Here is a 24974-nt window from a genome sequence, read left to right as displayed (position 1 = left end):
TTACGCAGCCTCAGATCGAACTAAAAGAACCGGCTCAACCCTAGTCCACTCATAATACCGCCTCTTATTTATATCATAGAAAACATATATGATCTCACTTGGAGTGTTCCAATGTGGGAGAAGGACGTTTGCGCGGCCTTCTTTTTTAAATAAAAAAACTCACCCCGAATGGAATGAGTTGCTTCTCAATTGTTCTTGTATGATATGGACAGAAAAGGTAATTTGATTATTACAAAAGCCAGCATAATATAAATTTGAATTCACGTAGTGGAAGCCCGATTTAAAGATCATCTCTTGATCGGAATAATTATTAATATGAATTTGTTTACATTGAACACAGAAATAGCAATTCATAGTTATAAATCGCCCTCCTTTGTCTACATGTATTATAGACAGAAGTGTATGCGAACGAAAATAGTACTAAGAACACTTAATCAAATTTTTATAGAATTTGTTTATTTAAATCTACTACGAAACTCATTTAATAGTATATCGAGCTCCTGTGACTTGCATACGATTACATCACTATTCATTGAGATACCCTCCAAATACATATGAACCAATTGTTGTCTAAGTGTCTCAATTTCTTCTGTCAAGCTAGCAAGGTCCAAATCAATTTGCCCCTTCTTGTTGATTTTGGGACTATTTTACTATTAGTCCCCACTAACCTTTATTTTTCCAAAATCACCAAAATCAAAGAAGCATATTTCATAGGAAAAAGGGAGCCGTTTGCAGCAGACTTTTGTCCGGTGGCAGAGGAGGACGTTAGCGAATCCTCCTTTTTTGCATTGATTAAGAATAAAAAAGACCGCCAAATTTAATAGGCATTCGCACTGTCCTAATCTCCCCTACTTGCATTAAATATCTAATCATAACGAAGGGGTTGATTCAAAATGGCAATACGTCCTCCCCAAACATTGAAGGGGAATTACAAAAAAGTGCCTCTCACGAGATTCCGCTCTGTGAAACCTACTCAAACTCTCACCCGGTTTACAGTCATTTGGGCTAACTTCAATGGAGTACCTTTTAATACGACCGGATTTTTTGCAGTACTCCGGCGTACGAATGGAACTTTCGTTCAAGCGGTCAATTTCGATCGTTTTGGCACAGCGGTTTTCTTTGCCGTTCGCACACCGACCAACAGGCCTTTTATCCTCCGAATTTTCAGAAACGACGGAACATTATTCCGGGTCCGGTTCGTACCCGCCGGTGTCTCTTCGTTTGTAGTTATCGGATAAATGAATGCCGGGGGCTCCCCGGCATTTTTATTATTTATTATCCATTATTCCATATGTTGTTTACATAGTCGTTTCGCTTCAAATATAGCTCATAGCCGGTCGATGGAATCCGACGGTATATCTTAAAACACCCATACAGCCCCAGTTGTCAGCACACTCTACCCGTTAATCCAATGATTAGCACGAAAATTATGCAGCTTCTGCTCGAACTAAAAGAATTGGCTCTATCCCTGTTAACTCATGATACTGTGACCAACCAAAGGAAGCAGCGTTCTTTGACCAAATATATTGGGACCTAACAACGATGCCGGCCGCATTCATCGCGTTTTCAAACTCCCTTTGATAGGAAGAAGGATGGAACACATAGATAGCTGCCTTCGGGTCCATAACTGAGGCATAGCAATTAAATACAGAATTTAAAAAGCCCGCAAACTCCTCAGCGGGCATATCGTCATTCATAATTGTACCTCGACCATCTGCGGCCAACTTGGCCGAGTCACTTTCCACCGCCACATTATACGGCGGGTCAGTAACAACAAGCGCCGCTTTGACGCCATCCATGAGCTTCTGAACATCTGCAAGCTTGGGAGCTTAGCCTCTTCATCGCTTGATTCTACAATGACACAGGTAAGTTCAGTGAATCCTGCCTCCTTAGCTGCTCACCAGCGCTTCTCACCCTTAACGATTGTCATATCACTGCGGACCAATGGAATAAATAACAGCCTATCCCACAAGGAATAGGCTGTTATTTAAATCGTCTGAAATTTTCTTCTGAGCCCGTGTCACATAAACCTCCACACTTCCCTTACTAATTCCAATCATCCCAGCAATCTCACTGAACGAGAAGCACTCCCCATGAGCTAGCACATAGCACTTAACCTAGATAACGCATCCTCAATCTGAAACCTCTGCCAGTTAGAAAGGTTGACCGGACTGCCTGCAGAACTCTGCGTTGTGTAAGCCTGCATTCGGACTGGATCCATTAACTTCTCACGCTGATCGCCGCTCAATCCCTCTTTTATTACCGGGCTGACGCCCAGTCTCTAGCCACTCGATCGTCCACTCACAATCAGATACCATTTCATTAATTACCCGCCTGTCAGCCTGTAGTATTGAAAGCTCATCTTGTTTAATAAGAATATCCTCTTGCTGCTCAATTTCTTTAATCTTATTTGTTTTCTCTGCAGATAACTTTCTCAGCATGGCGGCCGTTTGTTTGTAAGCATCAGATAAATCATTTCGTCCCATTCCCTCACACCTCCATAGTGTGTTAATATAAGTGACAGGAACATATGTTTGATATCCCGTGATTCTGGCTAGGAGTCGGGGGATCTTTTTATTTTAAAACTGTGCCTACTCTTTATGTCCCTCAATGTGCTGGATTAAAGTTTTGTATTTCGGATAATAATGAATGTATTAAAAATATGGATGGTCATTCTCATGGATATGATAATACTTTGGTCTGCATGGATCGTTACTGCCATTCTACTGATAATATTTATTAACCGGAAAACCCTGCTACAAGCAATTCTAAGTTTTTTATTTATGCAAGTACCAACCTGGTTATTTGGAGCCTTAGTTGTTCAAGGTGGGCTAATCGAATACCCAGTCGGTATTCTAGAAATGGCCTACAAAGCAAGTTTTACATTTGAGTTTTTTATCTTCCCTGCTGTGAGCGCTATTTTTAATGTGCATTTCCCTAAACAAAAGTCATGGTTAGTTAAATCCATATACACATTAAGCTTCCCAACGGTGATAACAATAATTGAAGTCGTTCTAGAAAAGCACACAGAATTAATTAAATATGTAAATTGGACATGGTATTTGAGTTTCATCTCTATAACCTTCACACTTTTAATTTCATATTGGTTCTATCTCTGGTTTTTCAAAAAAATAAAAGAAATGTACAAGTAACTAAGTATTCATTTTGACGCTGTTCATGGTCATTTGGTTTCTCTTTTGCCCATTCTGCACAAAGGTTAGAAATGTTATATCCAAACAGATAAACTGGTACAACTTTAATTAGAGTGGATGACGCTTTCAGATTAGCATATACACCTGGCAATCCAGCAAATTGGGTAGCCCCTCCTCCGTCTACCGTACAAGAAGCAATAGATAGAATAGCAGTCCAAATAGGCCTTATTCCTTAAAGTGATATTCCCAACCTAGTTTGTTAAATGGAAATCACAATGAATTTGATGAGAATTGGGTTGCGTCGATCCGCCTAGAAGCCAGTGAAGTGGAATTATTTCTAAAAAACATAGGTTCGTTGATTGAAAGTGGGTTCGGGGAAACCGAGATTAATACTGTCAGTTCAGTTATTAACGAACTCAGAAAACGCGATGAAGAAGAGATTCATTTTAATATTTTTTATAATGGTTAACTAACTGGATTTACGATCATTGTTTAGATGCTGCCTAGCTCTATTATTGGGTTAGAATTTGTCACGGATAAAACATTGTCTGAAAAGATTCAAGTTGAAGCAGATCTTTACGAAAATTCACCAAAAGGTAACTTTCATTAACCAAAGAAATACTAAAGGGATCCTTGAACAGATATTTGAAGGTGGGGGCATTGAATCTCATTGTGAGATATGTGTGAAAATGGCTGGAGGGTAGGAGAATTGTGAGTTTATGGTGATATAAAGAATGAAAAAAAGCCGCACTTTTCGCGGCTTTTTATTTATTTAGAACCAGTAAATTCTATGCCATTCTTACGAATTGAAATATCTATAAATGTTTTATCCTTCTTAGTTGTCCCACTATTACTTAGCATCATATTAACTATATAATCATCTCTTACCCAATCTGCCCCTATAAACATATCACCATTAGTTATTCCATTGTAAATAATTTGATTAGCTTCATCCTTACTCTTTCCTTTTAATTGTTCGCTGATTGCCTGTCCTGCTTTCTCACTCGTAAATGCAGATCCTTCTGACTTAGGATTGCCATAAGCTTGACCTAATTCTTGTCTTAATTTTGTAAAGTACTCAAAAGACGATTCCTTGTCAGTAATCCTATAAGCAATCTGCCAGAGCTTTCCATCTTTAAAGTGATAATAAACAGTTGCAGGTAAATCAAACAATGAATAATTTTCGTAACCTACAACATAATCAAAATCTACTAACATTTCTAAATGACTGTTTTTGGATTTTATTGTTTCAATAGAAGTACCCCAGAGATATTCTTTAAAAGGGTCTGTAAGTGTCATAATTTTATCCATGACAATGTTTACTCGATTTGTTTTCTCATCCCACGTTACAACCCCATTGCAACTTTCACCTATAAATCGAAGTGGAACAAAAGTATCTCCATTGATAATTCTTGCGGTCTTTTCTAATACAGTATTTTTCTCATTCACAATTGCATTGGTGTCATCAATCTTTAAAACGATTTTTATCCCTTGAGCCGTTCCAGTTATTGTTTGTGTGCTTTCATCCCATCCAATCGTAAGTCCTATTTTCTCAAATATTGGACGTAATTGTACAAGTGTTGTTCCTTCATCAACTACCGGCAATTGATTGAAATTCATTTGAACTCCATTGACGAAAACACTTACTGGTTCCTCAGCAGCAAAAGACTTAGAAGGAGATACTAGCAATGTTGTAATGATTAAACTTAATATAAATTTCGAAAATTTCCCCATACAATATTCCCCTTTTATGTTGCTATCCTATTCACATGCCACGCCGTCATTATCTCGGTCTAACTTACTGCTGTACCCAGGGTCACCGCGATGAAGTGGGGCTTTGCCTGCCGCTTTAACTGCGGAGCAGTTAGGATAACTCACATTTGAGTTAGTTGCTGGTGCTTTTGTAGGCTGTGTTTCTTTTGGTGCTTCCTTCACAGGTTCTTCTGCTTTCTTAACTACTTCTGGGTGATATCCATCATCTTTGGCGTAGTTTTCTATACTCCATATACCAATCCCTGCTTGCTGTGCTTTTTTTTGAATCTCCCTAAAGTGGTCTATGTACTTCACATCTGGTTGATAAACTGCTACTCGAGCTAATCCTTTCTCTAAAAGCAACTCATTTACCATCTTATCATCTAGCCAAACATACATTAGCAAACGGCCAAAAGTATCACGTTCTGAAACATCTTTCTCAAGCTTAACCTCTCTACCATCAAGTAATTCGGTTGTAAACTTGGATGCCTCCGGACCAAAAGGTTCCACTGGTTTAGAGGGATGCTTAGTTTCAGGTGTATCTACTAAGACAAAACGAACTGTTTCCTTTTTGTCCCCAATCAATACATCAATTGTGTCTCCATCTACAACCTTTGTCACTTTTGCAGTTATGTATTTATTCGTTTCTGCTGCTGGGGAGGCGGCTGGCTGTATAGTAGTTGCTGCTTGTGTAGCAGGACTCTCTTTAGCTTTTTTTAAGGCTGCAATTTCTGCAGCTTGCTTTGCTATTAATTCATCTTTCTTTTTCGCATCAGATGACTCCAGGACTGTAGTACTTGCAGTTAAAGGCTTAATCTCCTCTTTCTTATTAGTAAAAGTACTAATGATAATAATTAAGGCCCAGACAGTTACACAGCCAAGAAGGAGTTTGTTCTTTGTTCTCTTCATCAGAATGAAAATTCCGATGTATGGTGCAATTAAGCATAATAAAACTAAAAACCAAGTTGTTTGATACCATTTCTGTTGTGACATGGAAGCCCCCACCTATTTTGTATTAGATGTACATTCTATCATACTAAATTCGACCTTTAAAGTAATATTTTGTATCTTTAGACCTAGTACGATGGTATAATATGCTCATCGTACCCTGCATTGGTTTACTAACTTTTATATATCATTAATAAATATCGGAGGAGTAACTTATGGGGATTGGTTTTAGAAAGAGCATTAAGATTGCGCCCGGTGTCCGCTAAAATGAACAAATCCCCACAGGCCTATTCGACCGTGATCGTTGAAATCAAATGTTGCTTTTTTCTTATTCACAGGTTTCTGTATTCCTGTATTTACAGTTTCCTGTATTCCTTGACTACACCGTTTTCCTAATAACTGATCAATCGCATCACGCTTGGACACGCCGCTCCAGCTCCTCGACAAAATTTCTATAATTCCTAAGTGCCGATGTATCCGTATTACTGTATTCCTGTATGCCTGTAATAGAAAACTCCTTGATTCTATTTCTTCGCTTTATTTCTGTTTGAAATACAACTCCCTCGTATTCTCTTCTTACCCTATCAACGATTGTTTTATCAATAATTGTTCTGGAATCGATCATTGTTGGCGCAAAAGACTTCCCTTTAAATCCCAATAGTCACAATTAGTTCTGGGGTGGTACCATTATTTTAGGTGATGAAGAAAATGTTTATTCCTCCAATGCTTCTCCAATATGCCAAGAACAACGATCCGTTTGATGGTAGTTCCACTTTCGCCGAATTGAAGTGGGATGGCATTCGATTGATTGTATCGAATATGGATGAGTTTAACCTTTACACAAAGAACACGAATGCAACTGCAAAATATCCGGAGCTCCATCATCCGCCGATTCCTAAAGGGACTATTCTCGATGGAGAGATTGTTGTACTGGATGAACATGGAAGAGCGGACTTCGAAGCAACAAATTCAGGCTTCCGGTCGAGCAAGAAGCGCAAACCAGTTGTATTCATGGCTTTTGACATTCTATACCACCGAGGCATAGACGTAACTGGATTACCATTAATTCGGCGCAAGCAGCTGCTTGAAGAGACACTTCAAGAGACGGAACATTATAGAATTGTTCGGCCCATTAAAGGAAGTGCAAAGGAATTTTTCAAAATCGTATGTCAGCATGGACTTGAAGGTATTGTGATAAAGAAAAAAGACTCGAAATATGAGAAGGGCGTACGATCCTGGTCATGGCAGAAGGTTATTAACTACCAAAAAGAAGTGGTATACATAACCGGTTACAGCAAGAAAGAAAGTTCATGGCTGCTCGGCTATCCAGAGGGTGAACGTATTCGCCAGATCGGCACCATGGAGCTTGGAATAACCCAGTCTGCCCGGGAATCCATGATGCCCATATTTCATTCTTTTAAATGCGGTGAGAGCAAAGAATACGTTTTTATCAAGCCAGTGGTGAGGTGCAAGGTTAAATTCAGGGATTGGTATAGCTCTGGTACCATGCGGCTTCCAGTTTTTGAGGAATTTATCATTTAGGGGTGGTGACATTTATGGAATACAGAGTTAGACATAAGGAGACAAGCGAAGAAAAAACGTTGAGTCATTTAGAAGTGAATGATATGGATTATGATATAAATGACCAAATCGTTGTTTTTGACAGAAATATGGAGGCATACTTTTTAATCGATGAAGTTCAAGAGCAGTGAATTGTCAAAAATTATTGGTTTTTACCGTAAACATCAACGAGTACCTTCTATGGAACAGGTTGAGGCCGCGTTTAATGATACAATGGCTGGTGATATTGACGGAGCTCTCCGACTTCTAGATTGGAAACGTCACTGCTTTTATGTAAAAAATGAATATGAAAGAGATGTCATGTCAAAAGTTTTTGCATATTGCTCCGAAGTTATAGAGTAAAATTGGTCTTTTCATTTTCAATAACCAATCATATGTCCCCTTGGACAAGCAGTATGTAATATCTTTAAGAGAATCGTCAAACATAAAATGTTTGGCGATTTGCTATTTAGCCTTATTCCATACCAGGATAACGTCCGCCAAAAGGTTTCATATTTCCGAACAACTGAAACAATAGGCTTTTCGATTTGCCACGCCCAAAGAGTTAAAGTCAAGCATCCGATTATAAAAACTCCGCATAGGTTGATGTATCAGAATTAGGAGGAGATTATTCAATGAGTTACAACCAAAGCTATAATTATAATCCTTATCATCAACATCCGCACATGTATCATCCGCATATGCACCATCAGCCAGTTATCATTTATCCCATTCCATATCCGCAATACCACCCGCACCACTACCCATATCACGGTTGGCATGGTGGTCAGTGGCATGGCCACCATGGCGGAGGCTCGCATGGTCACTACCACCAAGGGCATCATGGTAACTGGCAAGGAGGATATAATCACAAATAGTTTATACGGAGGCGTGCGAATATGTCGTACGTCTCCTTTCCATTATTCACTCAAGCAGCACCATACTTGCAGCCAAGTTTTTTCACTGTTCGCTTTAGTGTTAGCTATTACAGTGCAATATTTTAAATACATAAGAATCCCGTTCACTCCACACGATAGGACTACACCAAGATGGCAAACAGTAATACCTTTACAGCCAGAAATAGAAATCTCGCTACATGCAATGCAGTCTCTTGGTGGCGGTATCAGAAAATTGGACAAATAGCTGGTCAGCAGCTAAAAGGTTTTCAACGGTTTTATGCCAAATATCAAAAGGTCGGAGATGTGAACAAGATGACTCAATCGGACAAGCAAACATCTATGGATATAACCAATGAGCTTAATCAGCATACAACGAAGGATACTTTAGCAATTACTGATGAAGTTAAAGATTTCAATGACCGTATTAAGGTAGATACAACACCAGAGACATGCCGCGCGGATTTGGATGGTAATTAATTGTTGAAAATGGCCGTTAGATTGAACTTTCCACAAATCAAATAGAAAAGAGAGCCAGATTGGCTCACATGTTTAATCGCTGCTGCCGCTCCCGCTATCACTCCCGCCCCCACTGGAGGAATCATTGCCATGATGATCATGGGGGCTGCTGTGATGGTTATGATCATGATGGTTATGATGTTGGTTATGATGATGATGTTGTTGATGTCGGTTCGAATCATCCGAAGAATTCTGAAGGAAATTGGAGCTATCATTGTGATGATGGCTATAATGACTTCTTCTGCGTTTATCCTTGCTGTACATACCGATTAAAGAAAAAATAACAAACATAATGATAACCATCACAATTAATTCCACCAAACCACCTCGTTCAATTTATAGTTACAAATATTTCTATTCTTCACATGATTTTAAAAGTCCTTTAGAGATCGCTTGCACACTTTCCAAAAGACTTCTCATCACTTACAAAAGAGCCGCATTACGCGACTCTTTAGGCATTTACACTCTTCTGTTTTGTTTTATAAATACTTACAAAGCAGCCGGCCTAACCATAATCTCGCTGATTAACGTGTCATCAGGTTCATTAATAGCAAACGCGATAGCTCTAGCTATACTGAAAGGAGAAATCCCTTTGCCGCTTAGCTGACTGGCTATTGTCTGCACTTCCGGGCTGGTTATGCTGTCAAAAATTTCGGTGTTCGTCAAACCTGGAGCAATCACAGTAGATCGGATACCCGAGGTCGCAGACTCTTCCAGACGCAATCCTTCCGAGATGGCTCTAACTGCGAATTTGGTGGCCGCGTATACGGCGGATGTCGGTGACACCTGATAACCCGATGTAGAGGACAGGTTAATGATGTGACCGGACTGCTGCTCCCGCATGGTTGGCAGTACCGCGGCGATGCCGTATAGAACGCCTTTGATAGGTATTGAAGGAATGGACAGCATTGTTAAAACCGACCGCCGCATTCTGCGAACCAAGCAATCTATTACGAAGGCGTTTCTAGCGCTTTTTTCGGAAAAGGATTTTGAGCAAATCACCATCAATGAGATTGCCGAGCGTGCCAATGTGAACCGCGGCACCGTTTATCTGCATTACAAAGACAAATATGACCTCTTGGACACATGTATTGAAGATCACATCAATGAGTTGATCTCATTGTGCAAGAATCGGGAGACTGATACGGTTAGTCAAGGGATGGTCCATGACCCCAAACCGGTTTTTGATTTTTTTCGCGACAATTTCCCATTTTTCTCTGCTATGTTTTCCAATCAAAGAGTCTTTCTATTCCGGGAACAATTGCTCAATTTTATCTCCGTCAACCTGATGATGAAAATGAAAAGACACGACAACAAGCCCGATGTCGACAGTGAGTTAAAAGCTCAATTCATGGCCTCCGCTTTCATTGGCATTGTGGAGTGGTGGATCCGTCATCAAATGCCGCATTCCACACAATTTATGGCCGATCAGGTTCGGAATTTATTTGAGAAGAATCAAATTTATCCTGAGTAAGCATTATTAACGATTGCGCTGCCGCAGCACGACGCCGCTAATGCTTGAGGTATTTCTTTGATACACTACGCGAAATCCGATATCTTGCATAATCCCAAGGGACGGATCCAAGCGCTTACCGAAAACAGGAATATTTTTATTCGCATCTCATTGTTAAGTGTGTTATACTAGCAGACAAGAACATACATTCCCTTTTTTTTATTCACATTCATCTTACAGTCAGAAAAGAAGGTATGAAATTCCGATGCAAGATCCTACGATTTATGAACGCCTGCGCGGCAAATACGCCGACGAGGACAGAGCCAAACTTCTTATGATCCAGCTGAAGACTTTACTTGAACAGAAGAAGAAGAGAAAATGGTACCACAAGCTAAGAGCGCCCAAAACACAACCAACCAGTTGGAACAACGACTAAGCCCAAATACAAAAGAGACTTCCGTCCAGCATTCGAATGAACGAACCGCTGAGAGAGGAAGTCTCTTCGCTTAATCATTTTTTCTTTTCTTCGAATAATACAAAACCCCGAGATAGTGAGCGCCTGTGAAGAGCGTCAGAATCCCGAAGAAGATCAGGAAACCACCCTGCCGATCGCGGAAAAAGAACTGCATGACGAACAGCGCGAGTGAGATTTCGCTCCATAGCAGCGTTCTTCTTTTCAGTTGTGTCAAATCGGCAGTAGATTTGCTAATTTTGCGTAGATTCATGAATGTGAGTCCCGCGAGTAAAATAATGCCGACGACGATTACCAGGATGTAGCTTGAATTGCCCGACATGCGACTCCCCCTAATTTCCTGTGCTTCATCACACTTTATCTTCTATTCATACTAAGATATTATATTTAAGATACATGGAAAGCCGCTAGATGTCTATTTGAAATCCAAAGAGAAGGAGTCTATCATGTCTACCATTCATTTTAAACCGTTGGAATCTTCCGATATTCCTGCCTTAATGGACATATATAACTATTTCGTGATGAACTCCACCGCTTCATTCCACACCGAACCCGTTGAGCTTAGCGAATTCACGGAAAGCGTTGTCCACACAAATCCTCGGTTTCAAACCTACGTCATTACTTTGGACGACGACGACGAGCTGCAAGGTTACGTGCAAGTGATGCCGCATAAGAAAAAGCAAGCTTATTCGACTACCGGCGAAGTAACCATTTATTTGCAGCCGTCTTGCGTTGGCAGAGGTGTCGGCTCAGCCGCCATCCAGTTTATTGAAGCATTTGCCAAGGAGCACGGCTTCCACTCTCTCATCTCAACAATTTGCGCGGAAAACAAGCCGAGTATTCATATGTTCTCCAAGAATGGCTATAGTCAATGCGCGCATTTCCGCGAGGTCGGCTTCAAATGGGGCAAGTTTCTCGATATTGTCACCTATCAGAAAATCATTTCTTAGTTAAGGCTCGAGCATCTGCCAGCTCAAACCTCCGTCTTTCGATCGCCACACATGCTTTGCATCCCAGAGCCATCCGATCGAAGAGGTAAGAAAACTGAGCTGTACACCAGCATCGGCCGGAAGGAACGCGGCGGGGAAAGCATGCTGGCTCCACGTTATGCCGCCATCCACCGTACGAAGCAGCAGCCTCTCCCACGGCTTCTCAGGGCTCACCAGATTCGATTGCAGGATCATGAATCCGTGTTCGGCATCTGCGAACGAGATGGCCTGTGGAGCCAAGGCGGTGGAGATTCCCCCCGCTTCCTCCCACGTTTCTCCATCCCGCATATGATAAAGCGTCGCCAACTCTTTGCGCTTACTAATCAACCACCCCTCATTGGGTGAAAGGAACGTCATCAAACCCTCTCCGGGGAGCGCAATGCGATTTGACGCCAGCCAAGTAATTCCTCCATCTTGGGTACGGAGCAACACAACCCCTTTATCGCTCTGTACAGCAATCAATCCCTTCTGACGATCAAAAAAACGAAAAAATGCCGTATTTGTACTTCCCTCTAAACCCGGCAAATTCTTAGCGATCACTTCCCAAGTCCGGCCGCCGTCGGCCGTTAAACGAAGTTCCGATTGCATACCCGCGAACTCGCTGGTGAGCATCCAACCGATTCGCGCGTCCAGAAAACTAATCGACGCGGTTGACTTTGCATCCGGCACCCCACGCTCATGCAACCAATTCATTCCGCCATCGCTCGTCCGCATGAACGGCGATGTCCCATTTTCCGGGGAACCCCATCCGTAACCATGGAGTTCATCAACGAAAACAATTCCTTTAGCTGGAGCGCTTGTAGCGGTTCTTTGTGATCCGTTTTTATCATGAATTTGTATGGTTTCTCCTGGAACGACCGCAAACTCCGTTGCTTGTTTGTCTTGCAGCGATTTCTTGCCGCCTGGTGAAGGTGTTGAGGATGTTTCATGAAAGCAGCCTGCACACAGTAACACGATGATCATAATCACCAGCTTTCTGTTGTTCAACAGCGTAATCATATCCTCACCCCTTTCCTGTCGGCTTTTGGTATATGTAATGACGGTCGGCGGCACGAAATAGTTCATGCCAAGCCTAGCTTTCCTTTATTTCACAGGATAGGATGCCCCTTCTTAACAGAAAATAGAGCATATTCACAATGCTCGGAGGGGAATTGCCATGACCAAATGGGTTTGGTCTGCTGCCATCGCATGCCTGCTAACGGCCGGCTGCGCTGTGCCCAAAAGCAAGCCATATCACGATCAGCATTCTGTACAGCACACACATGCAGATGATCAAGAGCTATCTGCATCGTCAAGCAACGATGAAAGCGTCTTTGACACAGAACCGCCGGCAAGTCCATCAGAAACACCCGTGCCAACACTTATACCGACATTAACACTTTCACCTGCGGCAACAGCCTTGCCAAAATCAGCGCCGACGGCAGCTACACCAAGTCCGACGCCCAAAGCATCTAAGAAATCAGCGCATCCCGAATCATCCAAGAAACCGTCTGTACCCGTCCAAAAAAATCAAGGCCAAGTCCGCATATCTCAGAAAAAGCTGACCCTTTCACAATTGGTTGCGAAATACCCGGACACCTTCAAACTGCGCGGCTCCAGCCAAGAGAAGAAGGTTGCCCTTACTTTCGATGACGGACCGGATACCCGTTTCACTCCCAAGGTGCTTGATGCGCTGAAAGCAAGCCAAGTGAAAGCGACATTTTTTGTTCTGGGGTCCCAAGCCAACACTCATCCGGATGTCGTGAGACGCATAGCCCGGGAAGGCCATGTCATTGGCAATCACTCCTACAGCCATGCCAATTTGCCGACACTCTCTGTGGACAAGTTTCAAGGCCAAATTATGAATACCGAGAATGTACTGCAGGGCCTCATCGGCTATGCCCCCAAATTAATTCGTCCGCCCTACGGCGCTATCAATGAGGAGCAAGTCAGATGGGTGGCTGATCATCATTATTTGATCGTGAATTGGAATGTCGATTCACTCGATTGGAAGTCGCTGAATGCCGATCAGGTGCTGCAGAACATCATGCAGCAAACGAAGCCGGGTTCGATTATCCTGCAGCACTCCGGAGGAGCGGAGAGTCAGGATTTGTCGGGTACCGTGCAGGCCATCGCCCCAATGATCGCCAAGCTCAAAGCAGCCGGCTACACGTTCGTCACCGTGCCTGAACTGCTGCATGTAGCCAAAAGCAAATAAGCCGGAAGCGTACCCTTGGTACGCCCCGGCTTATTTGCTTATTCTTGCAGCTCCGCGAGCTTGGACTTGATCACTCGGATTTGCTGCAATTGAGCGGCTGCCTGCTCAGCGCTCCATTCGCCCTCACTTATTAGCTGAGCGAGCGTCAGTTCCAGCTGCCGCCTTTCGTTCGCCCGCGCAAGCTGCTCCGGCGTGCGTTCGCTTCGCTGACTCGCTTCCGCATACTCATCGTAAGTGCCGTCGAAGAACGTCGGGCTGCGCTCCGCACTTAGCCACAGGAGCTTCGCCGCCACCTTGCGAATGAAGTAGCGGTCGTGCGAGACAATGACCATGGCGCCGGAGTAGTTCAGTAGCGCCTGTTCAATTCGTTCCCGCGAATCGATATCCAAATAATTCGTCGGCTCATCCAGCACCAGCAAGTTGGCGCCGCTGAAGAGCAGCTTGAGGAAGGCGAGCCGGCAGCGCTCGCCCATGCTCAGATCACCGATGCGCTTGCGCACCTCCTCACCGGAGAAGAGGAAGCAGCCCAGAATCGTGCGGGCCTCGGTTTGCGTCATGCCTGGCAGCGCCAACATGCTGTCCAGCAAGGTTACTCCGTCATCGAGATGCTCGAGCTCTTGCGAGAAGTAACCGATTGACGCTTGCGGATGCTGCCGCACCTGACCGGCAGCGGGCTGCAGCTCGCCGACGAGCAGCTTCAGCAGCGTCGTTTTGCCGGTACCGTTCGGGCCGAGCACGGCCAAACGGTCACCACGATCAACGCTGAGGTTCAGCTCAGCGAACAGCTCGCGGTCGCCGTAACCGAAAGCGACCCGCTCCAGGCGCACTAGGGAGTGCGCCGCGAATTCACTTGCCCCCAGCTTCACTTTCAGCTGGGCCGCTTCCCGCGGCTTCTCCACGCGGTCCGCTTCCAAGCGCTCGAGCTCCTTCATTTTCGCGTTCATTCGCGAAACATGCGTGCCCGCCCGGGCTTGGAAATAAACGCGCTGTATCGGCACTTCCGCCTTGCTGGCGCTTTTCTCGCCTTTGTGAAACCACTGCCGATACGTGCGTATGCTCTCCTCCAGCTGCTCGCACATGCGCTGCTGCTTCCTGTAAAGCTGCTCCTGCGTTCGCAGCTCCAGCTCTTTCTGGCGGGTATAATCCGTGTACCCGCCCCGGAACTTACGACTGCCGGTTGACGTCAGCTCAACAAGAGAGGTCGCCACCCGGTCCATGAAGTGGCGGTCATGCGAAACGAAGACGACCGTACCTGGATAGGCGCGGAGCCAGGCCTCGAGCCATTCCAGCGAGGCCGCGTCGAGATGATTCGTCGGCTCGTCGAGCAGTAGCAGCTGCGGCTCCAGCACCATCAGACGAGCCAGTTGAGTGCGCGTCTTCTGTCCGCCGCTCAACTGGCCAAGCGGCTGTTCCCACAGCTCACGGCCGAGTCCGAGCTCCAACAGCTTGCGTTCCACCTGAACTTCCCAGCGGTAGCCGTCCAGCTGCATATACCGCTCCGCCGCCTCTTCATAGGCAGCGAACACGTCTTCCATTTCCGCAGCCGATACATCCTGCATGCATGTCTCCAGCTCCTTCAATCTGCGTTTCGCCGCGCTATGCTCCGGACTGCCCTCCTCCACATAAACAAGGGTGATCTTCTCCTCATCCTCCTCCGACAGTTGGCCCATCCTTCCCCACTGCTCCAGTGGCAGCCTCCGTTCCACGTTTCCTTTCTCGGGTTCCAGCTTGCCGGCCAGTACGCGAAGCAGAGTCGTTTTGCCCACACCGTTGCGCCCATAAATCGTTATTCGTTCGCCGGCACTCACTTCAAAGCCCACATCTTCAAATAAGAGCCTCCCGGCAAACTCCTTCTTCACATTCATTGCTTTTATAAGTAAAGTCATAGACTCATCTCTCCTTTTTTTACACAAATCAAAAAAAAACCGTAAGCCAGAGCCTACGGTCAGGAAGAACAAGTCATGAATAAAGTATGCGCAAAGAAGCCTCCGGATGGAGTCTTATCCTTTAGACATACGTATCCCACTCGCTCTACCCAAATGCACGTAGAGTCTGCTTGTAAACGAAAATATTTTCGTTAGAGCAGAAGAGTTAGGCTACATGATCCACATCGTCTAAGGATACCTCCGAATTCTTCAAGATGATGGTTCCATTATAACACCTCGGATCTTTATCGCAATGGAACGAATGATTATATTCATTTTATCGTTTTGCCAATTAAAAAAGCCGCGGAACCTAAAGTTCCACGACTTCTTAATGTTGTAGCGGCTCAGTTGACGCGGACTTCTTGCAGTCAGCACAATAGCCGAATATTTCGAAACGGTGGCTCTGAATCTCAAAGCTCTCCGGCAAATCCTTGACCATCTTCATCGGGCAAAACTCGAAAGTCACCGTCTTCTCGCAGCTCACACAGATCATATGATGATGATGATGGTTTAAACAGCTGGCTTTGAACTTCAAACCATCTGCCAAATGAAACTGTTCAAGAACGCCCATTTCACTCAACAAACGAAGGTTCCGATAAACCGTATCAAAACTCACACCCGGATATTTGACTTTCATGTATTCATAAACGTCTTTCGGCGATAAATAACTTCCGGATTCCGCGAATAATGTCGCCAAACTTCTGCGCTGCTCGGTAATTCTCCAGCCTTGCTGGGCCATGGCCTTTAGCATCTCGTCAATCGTGTGCGTATGAGTGCCCACTTGCATTACCCCTCTGTCATAAAATGTTCTACTCTCATAGTGCAGCAAATCGACCACCTGCGTCAAGTGGCGAGCCACGCTTCTCACTTGAATTTTAACTATTTATTATCATTTTTTACATAAATTGGTGTAGTCGAGCGGGAGCATAATCTCTTTCAGTCCCCCTTCTTAGCACTATCCCTTTAGCTCAGTCACTATGTACAGACTCCGCCATGCATCTTCCAAGCCTTCTCCGCTCCACTCTGTCACAAAAAAACAGTTGCACAAGGAACACATGTTCGATATACTATAAACAAGAACAAACGTTCCTTCCAGGAGGTGTCTTCTTGGACAATCTATTCCAACTTTCTTCCATTTGTACCCTTGAGCAGCTTCAGCAGCAATTCCCCACCGAAGAATCTTGCATCGATTTCTTCTACCATATGAAATGGCCTTCAGGGTTCGTTTGTCCTCATTGCTCTCATACACAAGAGTATTTGATTCGTACGCGTCGGCTTCCTCTTTTCGAGTGTCTTCGTTGCCGCCATCAAACCTCTCTAACCGCCGGCACCATCATGGCAGGAAGTCGCACTTCTTTACATAAATGGCTAACGGCTATTTTCTTGGTATCTCGAACAGAACAAGGCATTAACGCCGTCGCACTCTCCCGGATCATTCGTGTGACGTACAAAACGGCCTGGCTCATCCTGCACAAAATTCGTCAAGCCATTCATATAGCGGACCAAAGCATTTTACTTTCCGGTACCACCCAAGTAAATACGGCAGTCTACGGAAGACCCTATAATCCTTATTTTCGCAACCATCCCAGCCAACACTTCCTCTTGGCAGGCTCCTCACTTAACGATCAAGGCGAAACCTCCTATCTCAAAATCAAACTCGTATCCACTTTGCATGTTCGTAACAAAATGCTTCAACGAGCCGCAGCCACAGCTTTCTCCAAACAACATATCGAGTCAACTGCAGCTAACGTAGAGTTTGTTACCGGGCGTTTTCACCCCAAGCGTTTCAGACATCTCCTTGCATATGCTGCTCAGGCAGGTAAGTTCATTAATGACACTTTTCATGGTATCGGCAGGAAACATCTCCAACTGTATTTGGATGAATTCTGCTTCAAAATCAATCTCTCCTTGCAGCATCTTCCCATCTTTCAGCACTTGACCCGCTTATGCGCGAATCCTGGACGCGTTGTAGCGCAAAACATGGTGGCGCTCAAACCCGCCCTCTCCAGCGGACTGCCCCAGCCTTTCCAGCCGTCACCGCCGCTTTCATGAGAAGTACGTCTCTTTGCCTCTTTGCCATTACCAGACTAAGTCTCCAACCTGTTTTGTGTACTTTACTTTGACCTGAAACATACCTTCCATGTCGGTATAGCATGCTACTTCGTAGCGACCAAGGCAGCTCGCAATTCACACAATATTTTTGTGCTAAGAAGATTCGGTCTGCATTTCACTTCTACGCCTCTAGTGCGTCAGCTCTCTGCTTCTGGTGCGTTAGCTCTCAACCTCCGGTACGTCAGCTTTCTGCCTCTGATGCATTAGCTCTCTACCTCTGGTACGTCTGCTCTATACCTCTGGTACGCCTGCTCTCATTCTGAGTCATCGGGATAGTGCCCTGAAGGCCGAAGAACCGGAGGTTACATGACGTCAAGCGGAGACCTCCTTAGCAGCAAATCAAAAAGAATCCACGGCTTCAAGCCGGGATTCATTTGAATATTTATTGGGCAGCCGTTTCTGTCATAGCTTCCAATTGGAGCAATGCTGAGCGTACGGCGTCCTTGGAGAAATTTTCTCCAATGAATACGGCGACGTCAGGTACCTCGCCCTTAGGTGTAATTTTAACGAAATCCATTTCCTTGTACGCATATTGGAATAGGAAGCGGCTTGACGTATCGGTAAAGCTGAGAATACCTTTTGCGCGGTATACTTCTTGAGGAAGCTTGCTGACAAACTCCTCGAAGGCATTGCTATCTACAGCCCGTTCAAAAAAGTGCGTATACGCCATTACATGACTGTGGGACTGGTGGTGGTGATGATTATGGTCGTGGTCGTGGTCGTTATTATGGTTATGGTTATGGTCATGGTCATGGTCATGGTCATGGTCATGGCTATGGTCATCGTGGGTATGGTCGTGACCGTGGCCGTGATCGTGCGCATGCTCTGCATCGACTGTTGACTGTCGATCAGAAGGAGCAGGGATCGTCTCGTTCTCCAGTTCTTCAAGCAGGCTCATTTCGATTTGACTAAAGACTGTAAAGTTAACGGTCGCATACGGATTCCACTCACGCACAAGGGCATCCACTTCCTGAAGTGCTTGGCTGTCCAGCAAATCCGTTTTGTTCAGGAGCAGCAGGTTGGCTGTACGGATTTGGTCTTGCATGAGGCGGTAAGTCTTGCCTCGGCTAGTCCGGCTTAGCTCCAGCAGGTGAGGGGCATCGACTACGGTGATAAGCGCTCTGAGCTCTACAGGTATGATCAGGGAAGCGTCTGTCACTTCATCGATAATTTCCATCGGGTTCGCGATGCCCGTAGACTCGATGAAAATTATGTCGGGCCGCTCTTCGGTTACTAGCTCATTGAGAGCTGTCGCCAAATCGCCCCGGCTCGAGCAGCAAATGCAGCCACCCAGCAGCTCAGACATCGGTACTTCACCGGCCAGCAGCTGACCGTCCAAATTCACCTCGCCGATTTCATTCATGATGACGGCGGGCTTGCGTCCCGCTTCGGTGAAGTGGTCGATCGCTCTTGTTAATAAGGTCGTTTTACCGCTGCCGAGGAAGCCGGATAATATATACACGGTAACTCTTTTAGTTGCAACCAAATGTCTCTACCTCCGCTCTGTCGTAACTTCGAAATTGGTGGATAGAATCGGCCATTTCCCGACGTGCTGAACGAGAAAAGGAAATAGCTTCACCCACAGCAAGCTGTTCGTCGGTTCCGCCGGTTTGAGCGGAAGCTCTAATCGGTCATACAAAATACTTGCCGCTTCTTGGGCCAGGGCTAAAGCGAGATCGGCAGGAGACGATAAGCTTACGGTTTCCAAGCGCGGAAGATAGTGTTGACTGACGGATTCCGATAAGCGATGCTCGGACAAGTTGCTTGAAGCCATAACCTCCCCCATCCCCAGGCTTACGAGGCGAGCGATGCCTTCGTCGAATGCATACGGGATGCAGTAAATTTCCAAGGCTAAAGCCGCTATGTAAATCTCTTTGATAAGCTCATCTTCTTTTTCCTGCGTAAGTACAGGGTCTTCCAAATAGGCGGCAGCGGCCGGCTTCATTGTATCCCAGCTATTTTCAATGCTTTTCATCGTAAACTGCAGCATGGCGGCTGCCAGTTCTGTTGGGGTAATTGTTTTTTTGTCTGCTTCTTGCATGTCGACTACTCCTCTTCTTTCTCGTTGCTTTTGAAATGAATGACTAACTCAATAATTTCCGAACGGCTGCCTAGCCGGATCGGTGGCCCCCACGTACCGAAGCCGGAGGAGACGATCGCATGCAGCCTCCCCTTGCGCAGGTAACCCCAATCAAGCTCAAAAAGCCTTCCTGTTATAAAATGGTTCGGCGCGATTTGCCCTCGATGGGTGTGCCCTGACAGCATGACATCCGCTCCGGCTTGTTCCGCCTTATCCAAATGGTAAGGTTGATGGTCCAGCACAATAATAGGCTGATCCGGGTCTGTTCCCGTCAGCAGTTCCTTCAGTTCTTTACGTCCTCCGGCCATTCGCTCGGACGCCTTGTCTTTTCGGCCGGCGATGTACATCCGATCCTGAATATGGACGACTTCGTCCATGAGCACGCGTATGCCGATTCGGTTCATTTGTTCCACAAAAGCAGGTATGTGGCCGCCTATGTATTCATGATTGCCGAGTACGGCATAAATGCCAAGCGGAGCTTGAAGCTCCCGCATGGTCGTACCCATATCATAACGGATAAACGGCCTAATATCATCATCAATGACATCCCCAGGCAGAAGAATTAAATCGGGCTTTAAGCTGTTCACATGCTTTACTAATTTGCGCAGATGGCGGTTGCCGACTATGGAACCCAAGTGGATGTCCGATGCAACGGCGACACGCAGTTGGTTCCAGTCTCCCGCTTGTTTGGGAACGGTAATCTCATACTTCCTCAGGATAGGACTCCGTGCATTGTAAGAACCTCGCAGCATGAGAAGTACCATAATTGCTATGGCCAACCATCCCAGGAACGGAATGTAGGTCTGAGATGACACGCCTGCCAGATGGAGCACTCCTGCCGCCAGGTCAGTTAATGGCAGCAGCAAAAAACCGAACTGCATAATGGCGAACCAATAGGAACCGATTATTTTCAATACTCTGGATGCGGCCGCCGGCAGCGCTTTGGAGCCTGCCCATGCCAGCAAATACGATAAGGCAACGACCCAGAAAACAGGCCAATACCATCCGGCATGAAAGAAATGACCGAGTTGATTCGACAGAAAAACTTGACCGTGCCAGCCAATGTAACCGTTGAGGCCGAGTACAATGGCCAGTATAAGTGTGATGCTAAGAAGCGCGCGTATGCTCATGTCAATCTCCTATTCTTTGTTACGATTCCGCCTACAGCAGCAGACTTAGCGGCTCGATGCACAATTCATCGTCGTTGCGCACATTGCCTACCCGGCTCGAAACGGGGTAGGCGAACATTTCATCGGAAGAATACGGCTTCAGCAGCGGAAGCAGCGTCTCCGGATTCGTTATGCTGCGGTCGAGCCAAACCGATTCCGCTTCCCTCGGCAAAATAACCGGCATCCGCTCATGAATATCCGCCATCATTTCATTGGCTGCCGTCGTAATCACCGTACATGTCGATATGCGCTTGCCCTCCGGAGAGGTCCATGTATCGTACAACCCCGCCATGCTAAAAACTTCCTTGCTGCGCAGCATGATGCGCATCGGCTGCTTATGCTTGCCTGTTCCTTTCCAATCGTAGAAGGAGTCTGCCGGAATGAGACAGCGCTTGCGCTCAAACGGCTTGCGGAAAGCCGGCTTGTCCGCAATTGTTTCGGCCCGCGCATTCAGCATCTGGTAGCCCAGCTTCTCGTCTTTCGCCCATTCTGGAACAAGCCCCCAGCGCAGCTCGCCCAGCTTGTTCTTCTCTCCGTCATGGACGATAGCCATGACCTGCTGCCCAGGCGCCACGTTGTATTTGGGACTGTATCTCGCTGGATATTTGTAATAAGTATCATACCGCAGCATTAGCTCCTCTAACGTTACGGTTATGGTATAACGTCCGCACATGGCCGCACATCCTCTGCCTGATAGTTCTTTAAGTCCACTTGTAACTCTCTCCTCCATTATGAGAAAAAGTAATACTCCCGTCAATTCGCACAGCCCGATGGAGGTCTCCATCGGGCTGCCGGCTGCAACATCTGTTTGTTCCTGATCCTATTGCGGTCTACGTGACGGGATTGTCTGTCTTTTTGTACACGCTAGCGACTAGTTGATCGATATAGCGGGCCGTTCGCACGCTCATTTCGGCGCGCATGTAATCTTTGGCAATGATCAGCGCGTCTTCGTGTCCGCGACAAATGTACCGGTAGTGAATGGCGCGGTCATTCTTCTCCTCTTCGAATAATTGAATGCTTCTTTGCATCATTTTCGTTTTCGTTTCGCTGAAATCGGCTTGAATTTGGGCTGCGAGCAGGTAAGTGACACGCGAATACAGCTGTCTGAGCGTTTCGGCGGATCGCCCGATCTCATCGGCTTTTCTTTTGATCATCCCGTGCATGAAGGGCAGCAGTACATAATCGCGCATAATGCCAATATCCTCCGCCGTAGGACGATTCGCCGGAGCATGACGGTCGCTGCGCTGGTTTTGCAGCGCTTCGCGGTGCTGGGGCAGCATCATCCTGCTTGATTCCCACAAGCCGTTCTTTTCCAGTTTCTTGCTCATTTATAGTGCCCCCCGATTTTGAGCGCTCTGTTCTGTGCCTGACCGGCTGCTGTGAGCGAGGAGGCGCGGACAATCGCCGAATTCCCGAATCGGTCCTTGATGCTGTCCGTTACCTTCTCAAGCGCCCGCGCCTTAATCTGATCCTCAAAAAGCGTAAGCTGATACGTATCGTCGTTGACGAACTGACTTAGCATCACACCGGCGCGGCGGACAGGCATCGTGTCCCAGAATTTGTAGAAAAGCTTCTTGACGGCTTGAAATACGGTGCCGGTATGATTCGTCGGATCCGGCATCTTCATCTGCCGCGAGAAGCCTGTCGGGGCGTCAAACGGGCTGCACATGCAGCTGACGGTAACGATCGACGCCATGTATCCCTTGCGCCGGCAGTCCCGGCAAACTTCCTCGGTTAGCTCGAGAAGGATCGTATCTACCTCGGAAGACTCCGCGTAGTCCCTCGGCAGCGTCATCATATGACCGATGGACTTCGGAGGCGTATCGAACGTGCCGGGCGTGACCGGACTATCGTCCAAGCCGTTCGCCGTACGCCACATCACCTCGGCATGTATATCCGACTGTTTGCCGAAGCGCGCGCGGAACTTATCCTTGAGCACCGGAAGCGGCGTTCTTGCCACATCGCCGATCGTGTACATGCCCAGTCTGGCGAAATGTGCGGTCATTCGCGAACCGACGCCGAACATTTTGCTTACAGGCTGCTCCCACATGTTCGCTTCTACGGCCGGAGGGCGCAGCGTATATATGCCGGTAGCGTTTTTCTTGGCCCAGATGTCGGTGGCGATTTTGGCCAGTATTTTATTGGAGCTGATGCCGATGCGTACCTTCACGCCCGTTTGCTGCAGCACCTTGCGCTGAATGGTTTGGGCTATCGTATCCGGATCTCCGAATATAGGCAGGCTAGCCGTAACGTCAAGAAATTGCTCATCGATACTGAAAACTTCGACGAGATCGGTAAATTCTTCGTATATTTTGGTAATCATAAGTGAAACGTCAATATAATGCTGCATCCGCGGACGCATCACAACCAGATCCGGGCACTTCTTCAGCGCCTCACCCAGCCGTTCGGCCGTGGAAACTCCATACGATTTGGCAATGGGACAAGCAGCTAGAATGATGCCAGATCTCATGGCAGGGTCGCCTGCGACCGCCACCGGCTTATCCCTACAACCCGGATGATCGGCCTTCTCTACGCTTGCGTAGAAGCTCTGACAGTCCGCCAGGAGTATCGTTCGCTCCTTTCCTTTGCTCACCGTAATCCCCCCCGCATATTCATCAGCATAGTCATCAGTTCGGCCTTGACCAAGCTGCGCAGCATCGTGAAATGATGGATATAGCCTCGGACTTTATACTCAACGTTAATACCTAATGCATTCGTTTCGGTATGAATCACTTTAATATCCCTTTTCTTCATCATGCTCTTGATGTGTTGTAATTGAGGGTAAATGGCGTTCTCCACCTCTCTGAGGTAAAAAAGAATATGATTATACACAATTTTGTCCTTATAAACCTTGAGCTCCTCCATATCTCTTGCCAGCATATCGAGCAAAATGGGCAGCAGCGTGTATTCCTTGATGATTTGAACATCCTCTTCTGTCTCGACTCTTGCATGAGCACTCATATTTGTCACCACCATATGCGAACATATATTCGTGTTATTTATTATATACCGAACATGTATTCGTTATGCAAGCAATTTTTTCTGGAAATAAAAAACACCACCTAACCGGGTTGTTTAACCCTGCTAGCGGTGCTTTGGGAGACTGGCTTATCGAAACATGGACCATAGTTTGATCAAATGAAAGGTATTGGAAGGATCGATTTTTTGGGATAGAATGAATTCCAAAATTTGATTCGTTTGACTTCCGGTCAGCTTCTCGCCGAAAATTCCGGCTGCCAGCCCGATAAGGCGCGTTACTTTGGCGCGATTTTGCAAATCAGCCTTCGTCACGCCCTGCAGCAGCATTTTGATGCGCTCCTTGACCTGCGGATTTTTCAATTTGAACTTAACTCGCTCAACGAGCGCAGGATCGATGCCATAGTACTGATAGTGCTGATAGCTCATGTTCGTACCTCCGATATCCCGTCATGCTTCTATCCTATGAGGGAACGAACACAATCTTGACTACATATAAATGGCGATGAGAATGACGCAAATGCAATTCAGCGCGACAAGCAGCGGCATGCCGATCACAAAGGACGTGTGCTTCGTCTTATGCCGCCATACCCGCATGCCGAGCCATCCGCCGATTCCGCCGCCCAGTGCGGCAAACAGAAACAAACGCTTCTCAGGCACTCTGCGGCCGCCTTTCTTGGCTTGCCCCTTGTCGTGCCCCATTTCGATGAAGGTGACGATGTTCATCAGCAATAAATAAATTAAAAAATATGTCAAATGAGACCACCTCGTTTC

31 protein-coding genes and 2 pseudogenes are annotated in these 24974 nt (G+C 46.1%); 11 read left to right on the top strand and 22 right to left on the bottom strand.

Annotation, left to right across the window (positions count from 1 at the left end):
* Window positions 1-455: 455 nt before the first annotated feature.
* The 4 genes and pseudogenes from J2X61_RS36325 to J2X61_RS10420 all read right to left on the bottom strand — a co-directional run bounded on the left by J2X61_RS36325 (window position 456) and on the right by J2X61_RS10420 (window position 2486).
* Window positions 456-596: an aspartyl-phosphate phosphatase Spo0E family protein gene (locus J2X61_RS36325; RefSeq protein WP_396135426.1), complete on the bottom strand. Its 141-nt coding sequence runs from the start codon at window positions 594-596 to the stop codon at window positions 456-458.
* 885 nt (window positions 597-1481) lie between these two features.
* Window positions 1482-1814, bottom strand: a pseudogene (locus J2X61_RS10430) (DNA methyltransferase); the annotation flags it as partial.
* Window positions 1815-1961: 147 nt separating this feature from the next.
* Window positions 1962-2105: a sigma factor-like helix-turn-helix DNA-binding protein gene (locus J2X61_RS10425; RefSeq protein WP_310187665.1), complete on the bottom strand. Its 144-nt coding sequence runs from the start codon at window positions 2103-2105 to the stop codon at window positions 1962-1964.
* A gap of 123 nt (window positions 2106-2228) precedes the next feature.
* Window positions 2229-2486: a hypothetical protein gene (locus tag J2X61_RS10420; protein WP_310187664.1), complete on the bottom strand. Its 258-nt coding sequence runs from the start codon at window positions 2484-2486 to the stop codon at window positions 2229-2231.
* Between the two features lie 192 nt (window positions 2487-2678).
* Between J2X61_RS10420 and J2X61_RS10415 the strand changes: the two genes are divergently transcribed.
* Both J2X61_RS10415 and J2X61_RS10410 read left to right on the top strand, forming a co-directional pair.
* The gene (locus J2X61_RS10415; RefSeq protein WP_274471238.1) at window positions 2679-3152 is read left to right on the top strand and encodes a CBO0543 family protein; all 474 of its coding nucleotides are present in this window, start codon (window positions 2679-2681) and stop codon (window positions 3150-3152) included.
* Between the two features lie 92 nt (window positions 3153-3244).
* Window positions 3245-3388, top strand: a pseudogene (locus tag J2X61_RS10410) (exosporium leader peptide); the annotation flags it as partial.
* A 532-nt stretch (window positions 3389-3920) separates the two neighbouring features.
* Here the strand turns inward: J2X61_RS10410 and J2X61_RS10405 are convergent.
* The 3 genes from J2X61_RS10405 to J2X61_RS10395 form a co-directional block, all read right to left on the bottom strand.
* Window positions 3921-4886: a copper amine oxidase N-terminal domain-containing protein gene (locus tag J2X61_RS10405; protein ID WP_310187663.1), complete on the bottom strand. Its 966-nt coding sequence runs from the start codon at window positions 4884-4886 to the stop codon at window positions 3921-3923.
* Window positions 4887-4913: 27 nt separating this feature from the next.
* Window positions 4914-5897, bottom strand: a complete 984-nt coding sequence (locus J2X61_RS10400) for a thermonuclease family protein (protein WP_310187662.1) — start codon at window positions 5895-5897, stop codon at window positions 4914-4916.
* Between the two features lie 195 nt (window positions 5898-6092).
* The gene (locus tag J2X61_RS10395) at window positions 6093-6278 is read right to left on the bottom strand and encodes a hypothetical protein (RefSeq protein WP_274471235.1); all 186 of its coding nucleotides are present in this window, start codon (window positions 6276-6278) and stop codon (window positions 6093-6095) included.
* Between the two features lie 273 nt (window positions 6279-6551).
* Between J2X61_RS10395 and J2X61_RS10390 the strand changes: the two genes are divergently transcribed.
* From J2X61_RS10390 to J2X61_RS10375, 4 genes are all read left to right on the top strand, one after another.
* Complete coding sequence (locus tag J2X61_RS10390; protein WP_310187661.1) at window positions 6552-7394, top strand: ATP-dependent DNA ligase; 843 nt, start codon at window positions 6552-6554, stop codon at window positions 7392-7394.
* 14 nt (window positions 7395-7408) lie between these two features.
* Window positions 7409-7564 (top strand): hypothetical protein, encoded by a 156-nt coding sequence (locus J2X61_RS10385; RefSeq protein WP_274471233.1) that lies wholly within the window; start codon window positions 7409-7411, stop codon window positions 7562-7564.
* A 483-nt stretch (window positions 7565-8047) separates the two neighbouring features.
* A complete protein-coding gene (locus J2X61_RS10380) occupies window positions 8048-8290 on the top strand; it encodes a hypothetical protein (protein WP_274471231.1) in 243 nt (80 codons plus the stop codon).
* Window positions 8291-8461: 171 nt separating this feature from the next.
* The gene (locus J2X61_RS10375) at window positions 8462-8788 is read left to right on the top strand and encodes a hypothetical protein (RefSeq protein ID WP_310187659.1); all 327 of its coding nucleotides are present in this window, start codon (window positions 8462-8464) and stop codon (window positions 8786-8788) included.
* Here the strand turns inward: J2X61_RS10375 and J2X61_RS10370 are convergent.
* Together J2X61_RS10370 and J2X61_RS10365 are read right to left on the bottom strand one after the other, a co-directional pair.
* Window positions 8785-9009, bottom strand: coding sequence for a hypothetical protein (locus J2X61_RS10370; RefSeq protein ID WP_310187658.1), 225 nt, complete (start codon window positions 9007-9009; stop codon window positions 8785-8787). The genes J2X61_RS10375 and J2X61_RS10370 overlap by 4 nt on opposite strands.
* Window positions 9010-9316: 307 nt before the next feature.
* A complete protein-coding gene (locus tag J2X61_RS10365) occupies window positions 9317-9736 on the bottom strand; it encodes an SDR family oxidoreductase (protein ID WP_310187656.1) in 420 nt (139 codons plus the stop codon).
* On the opposite strand from J2X61_RS10365, the gene J2X61_RS10360 reads away from it, so the two are divergent.
* Window positions 9726-10301 (top strand): TetR/AcrR family transcriptional regulator, encoded by a 576-nt coding sequence (locus J2X61_RS10360; RefSeq protein WP_310187654.1) that lies wholly within the window; start codon window positions 9726-9728, stop codon window positions 10299-10301. The genes J2X61_RS10365 and J2X61_RS10360 overlap by 11 nt on opposite strands.
* Before the next feature lie 244 nt (window positions 10302-10545).
* A complete protein-coding gene (locus J2X61_RS10355) occupies window positions 10546-10716 on the top strand; it encodes a hypothetical protein (RefSeq protein ID WP_274471225.1) in 171 nt (56 codons plus the stop codon).
* Window positions 10717-10786: 70 nt separating this feature from the next.
* On the opposite strand, the gene J2X61_RS10350 is transcribed toward J2X61_RS10355, so the two are convergent.
* Window positions 10787-11074: a hypothetical protein gene (locus tag J2X61_RS10350; RefSeq protein ID WP_274471224.1), complete on the bottom strand. Its 288-nt coding sequence runs from the start codon at window positions 11072-11074 to the stop codon at window positions 10787-10789.
* Between the two features lie 124 nt (window positions 11075-11198).
* On the opposite strand from J2X61_RS10350, the gene J2X61_RS10345 reads away from it, so the two are divergent.
* Window positions 11199-11702, top strand: coding sequence for a GNAT family N-acetyltransferase (locus J2X61_RS10345; protein WP_274471222.1), 504 nt, complete (start codon window positions 11199-11201; stop codon window positions 11700-11702).
* On the opposite strand, the gene J2X61_RS10340 is transcribed toward J2X61_RS10345, so the two are convergent.
* Window positions 11703-12806 (bottom strand): WD40/YVTN/BNR-like repeat-containing protein, encoded by a 1104-nt coding sequence (locus tag J2X61_RS10340; RefSeq protein ID WP_310187651.1) that lies wholly within the window; start codon window positions 12804-12806, stop codon window positions 11703-11705.
* A gap of 91 nt (window positions 12807-12897) precedes the next feature.
* Here J2X61_RS10340 and J2X61_RS10335 point away from each other — a divergent pair, with 91 nt between their 5' ends.
* Window positions 12898-13938, top strand: a complete 1041-nt coding sequence (locus J2X61_RS10335; RefSeq protein ID WP_310187649.1) for a polysaccharide deacetylase family protein — start codon at window positions 12898-12900, stop codon at window positions 13936-13938.
* Between the two features lie 38 nt (window positions 13939-13976).
* Here J2X61_RS10335 and abc-f read toward each other — a convergent pair whose 3' ends face one another.
* Window positions 13977-15824, bottom strand: a complete 1848-nt coding sequence (gene abc-f, locus J2X61_RS10330) for a ribosomal protection-like ABC-F family protein (protein ID WP_310187647.1) — start codon at window positions 15822-15824, stop codon at window positions 13977-13979.
* 367 nt (window positions 15825-16191) lie between these two features.
* Window positions 16192-16650 (bottom strand): Fur family transcriptional regulator, encoded by a 459-nt coding sequence (locus J2X61_RS10325; protein ID WP_274471218.1) that lies wholly within the window; start codon window positions 16648-16650, stop codon window positions 16192-16194.
* 320 nt (window positions 16651-16970) lie between these two features.
* Here J2X61_RS10325 and J2X61_RS10320 point away from each other — a divergent pair, with 320 nt between their 5' ends.
* The gene (locus J2X61_RS10320) at window positions 16971-17915 is read left to right on the top strand and encodes a transposase (protein ID WP_274471216.1); all 945 of its coding nucleotides are present in this window, start codon (window positions 16971-16973) and stop codon (window positions 17913-17915) included.
* Window positions 17916-18357: 442 nt separating this feature from the next.
* Here J2X61_RS10320 and J2X61_RS10315 read toward each other — a convergent pair whose 3' ends face one another.
* The 9 genes from J2X61_RS10315 to J2X61_RS10275 form a co-directional block, all read right to left on the bottom strand.
* Complete coding sequence (locus tag J2X61_RS10315) at window positions 18358-19461, bottom strand: CobW family GTP-binding protein (RefSeq protein WP_310187645.1); 1104 nt, start codon at window positions 19459-19461, stop codon at window positions 18358-18360.
* Between the two features lie 6 nt (window positions 19462-19467).
* On the bottom strand, window positions 19468-20016 hold the full coding sequence (locus J2X61_RS10310) for a hypothetical protein (RefSeq protein ID WP_274471214.1): 549 nt from the start codon (window positions 20014-20016) through the stop codon (window positions 19468-19470).
* 5 nt (window positions 20017-20021) lie between these two features.
* Window positions 20022-21185 carry a metallophosphoesterase gene (locus J2X61_RS10305; RefSeq protein WP_310187642.1) on the bottom strand — a complete coding sequence of 388 codons (1164 nt, stop codon included), beginning with the start codon at window positions 21183-21185 and terminating at the stop codon, window positions 20022-20024.
* Between the two features lie 31 nt (window positions 21186-21216).
* Window positions 21217-21897, bottom strand: a complete 681-nt coding sequence (locus J2X61_RS10300) for an SOS response-associated peptidase (protein ID WP_310187640.1) — start codon at window positions 21895-21897, stop codon at window positions 21217-21219.
* Between the two features lie 157 nt (window positions 21898-22054).
* The gene (locus tag J2X61_RS10295; RefSeq protein ID WP_310187638.1) at window positions 22055-22552 is read right to left on the bottom strand and encodes a YhjD family protein; all 498 of its coding nucleotides are present in this window, start codon (window positions 22550-22552) and stop codon (window positions 22055-22057) included.
* Window positions 22549-23817 (bottom strand): DNA polymerase IV, encoded by a 1269-nt coding sequence (locus J2X61_RS10290; protein ID WP_310187637.1) that lies wholly within the window; start codon window positions 23815-23817, stop codon window positions 22549-22551. The genes J2X61_RS10295 and J2X61_RS10290 overlap by 4 nt, the downstream gene beginning before the upstream one ends.
* Entirely contained in the window at window positions 23814-24185 is a 372-nt protein-coding gene (locus J2X61_RS10285; protein WP_274471208.1) for a YhjD family protein, read from the bottom strand. The genes J2X61_RS10290 and J2X61_RS10285 overlap by 4 nt, the downstream gene beginning before the upstream one ends.
* 147 nt (window positions 24186-24332) lie before the next feature.
* Complete coding sequence (locus J2X61_RS10280; protein WP_274471207.1) at window positions 24333-24629, bottom strand: stage VI sporulation protein F; 297 nt, start codon at window positions 24627-24629, stop codon at window positions 24333-24335.
* Window positions 24630-24689: 60 nt separating this feature from the next.
* Window positions 24690-24956 (bottom strand): DUF1294 domain-containing protein, encoded by a 267-nt coding sequence (locus J2X61_RS10275; RefSeq protein WP_274471206.1) that lies wholly within the window; start codon window positions 24954-24956, stop codon window positions 24690-24692.
* Window positions 24957-24974 lie beyond the last annotated feature (18 nt).

Source organism: Bacillus sp. 3255 (genome assembly GCF_031456485.1).
Taxonomy (GTDB): domain Bacteria; phylum Bacillota; class Bacilli; order Paenibacillales; family NBRC-103111; genus Paenibacillus_E.
The sequence above is the reverse complement of the archived record's forward strand: the minus strand, read 5'-3'. Positions and strand labels throughout refer to the sequence as shown.

Excerpts from the sequence above, each read along its gene's own strand:
- J2X61_RS10400 (WP_310187662.1), bottom strand. The coding sequence starts at position 5,897 with ATGTCACAACAGAAATGGTATCAAACAACTTGGTTTTTAGTTTTATTA.
- J2X61_RS10375 (WP_310187659.1), top strand. The coding sequence starts at position 8,462 with ATGGCAAACAGTAATACCTTTACAGCCAGAAATAGAAATCTCGCTACA.
- abc-f (WP_310187647.1), bottom strand. The coding sequence starts at position 15,824 with ATGACTTTACTTATAAAAGCAATGAATGTGAAGAAGGAGTTTGCCGGG.
- J2X61_RS10310 (WP_274471214.1), bottom strand. The coding sequence starts at position 20,016 with ATGCAAGAAGCAGACAAAAAAACAATTACCCCAACAGAACTGGCAGCC.
- J2X61_RS10415 (WP_274471238.1), top strand. The coding sequence starts at position 2,679 with ATGGATATGATAATACTTTGGTCTGCATGGATCGTTACTGCCATTCTA.
- J2X61_RS10420 (WP_310187664.1), bottom strand. The coding sequence starts at position 2,486 with ATGGGACGAAATGATTTATCTGATGCTTACAAACAAACGGCCGCCATG.
- J2X61_RS10300 (WP_310187640.1), bottom strand. The coding sequence starts at position 21,897 with ATGTGCGGACGTTATACCATAACCGTAACGTTAGAGGAGCTAATGCTG.
- J2X61_RS10405 (WP_310187663.1), bottom strand. The coding sequence starts at position 4,886 with ATGGGGAAATTTTCGAAATTTATATTAAGTTTAATCATTACAACATTG.
- J2X61_RS10365 (WP_310187656.1), bottom strand. The coding sequence starts at position 9,736 with ATGCTGTCCATTCCTTCAATACCTATCAAAGGCGTTCTATACGGCATC.
- J2X61_RS10385 (WP_274471233.1), top strand. The coding sequence starts at position 7,409 with ATGGAATACAGAGTTAGACATAAGGAGACAAGCGAAGAAAAAACGTTG.
- J2X61_RS10325 (WP_274471218.1), bottom strand. The coding sequence starts at position 16,650 with ATGCAAGTGGGCACTCATACGCACACGATTGACGAGATGCTAAAGGCC.
- J2X61_RS10370 (WP_310187658.1), bottom strand. The coding sequence starts at position 9,009 with ATGATTCGAACCGACATCAACAACATCATCATCATAACCAACATCATA.
- J2X61_RS10390 (WP_310187661.1), top strand. The coding sequence starts at position 6,552 with ATGAAGAAAATGTTTATTCCTCCAATGCTTCTCCAATATGCCAAGAAC.
- J2X61_RS10285 (WP_274471208.1), bottom strand. The coding sequence starts at position 24,185 with ATGAGTGCTCATGCAAGAGTCGAGACAGAAGAGGATGTTCAAATCATC.
- J2X61_RS10345 (WP_274471222.1), top strand. The coding sequence starts at position 11,199 with ATGTCTACCATTCATTTTAAACCGTTGGAATCTTCCGATATTCCTGCC.
- J2X61_RS10335 (WP_310187649.1), top strand. The coding sequence starts at position 12,898 with ATGACCAAATGGGTTTGGTCTGCTGCCATCGCATGCCTGCTAACGGCC.
- J2X61_RS10380 (WP_274471231.1), top strand. The coding sequence starts at position 8,048 with ATGAGTTACAACCAAAGCTATAATTATAATCCTTATCATCAACATCCG.
- J2X61_RS10295 (WP_310187638.1), bottom strand. The coding sequence starts at position 22,552 with ATGAGCAAGAAACTGGAAAAGAACGGCTTGTGGGAATCAAGCAGGATG.
- J2X61_RS10340 (WP_310187651.1), bottom strand. The coding sequence starts at position 12,806 with ATGAACTATTTCGTGCCGCCGACCGTCATTACATATACCAAAAGCCGA.
- J2X61_RS10305 (WP_310187642.1), bottom strand. The coding sequence starts at position 21,185 with ATGAGCATACGCGCGCTTCTTAGCATCACACTTATACTGGCCATTGTA.
- J2X61_RS10355 (WP_274471225.1), top strand. The coding sequence starts at position 10,546 with ATGCAAGATCCTACGATTTATGAACGCCTGCGCGGCAAATACGCCGAC.
- J2X61_RS10360 (WP_310187654.1), top strand. The coding sequence starts at position 9,726 with ATGGACAGCATTGTTAAAACCGACCGCCGCATTCTGCGAACCAAGCAA.
- J2X61_RS10350 (WP_274471224.1), bottom strand. The coding sequence starts at position 11,074 with ATGTCGGGCAATTCAAGCTACATCCTGGTAATCGTCGTCGGCATTATT.
- J2X61_RS10280 (WP_274471207.1), bottom strand. The coding sequence starts at position 24,629 with ATGAGCTATCAGCACTATCAGTACTATGGCATCGATCCTGCGCTCGTT.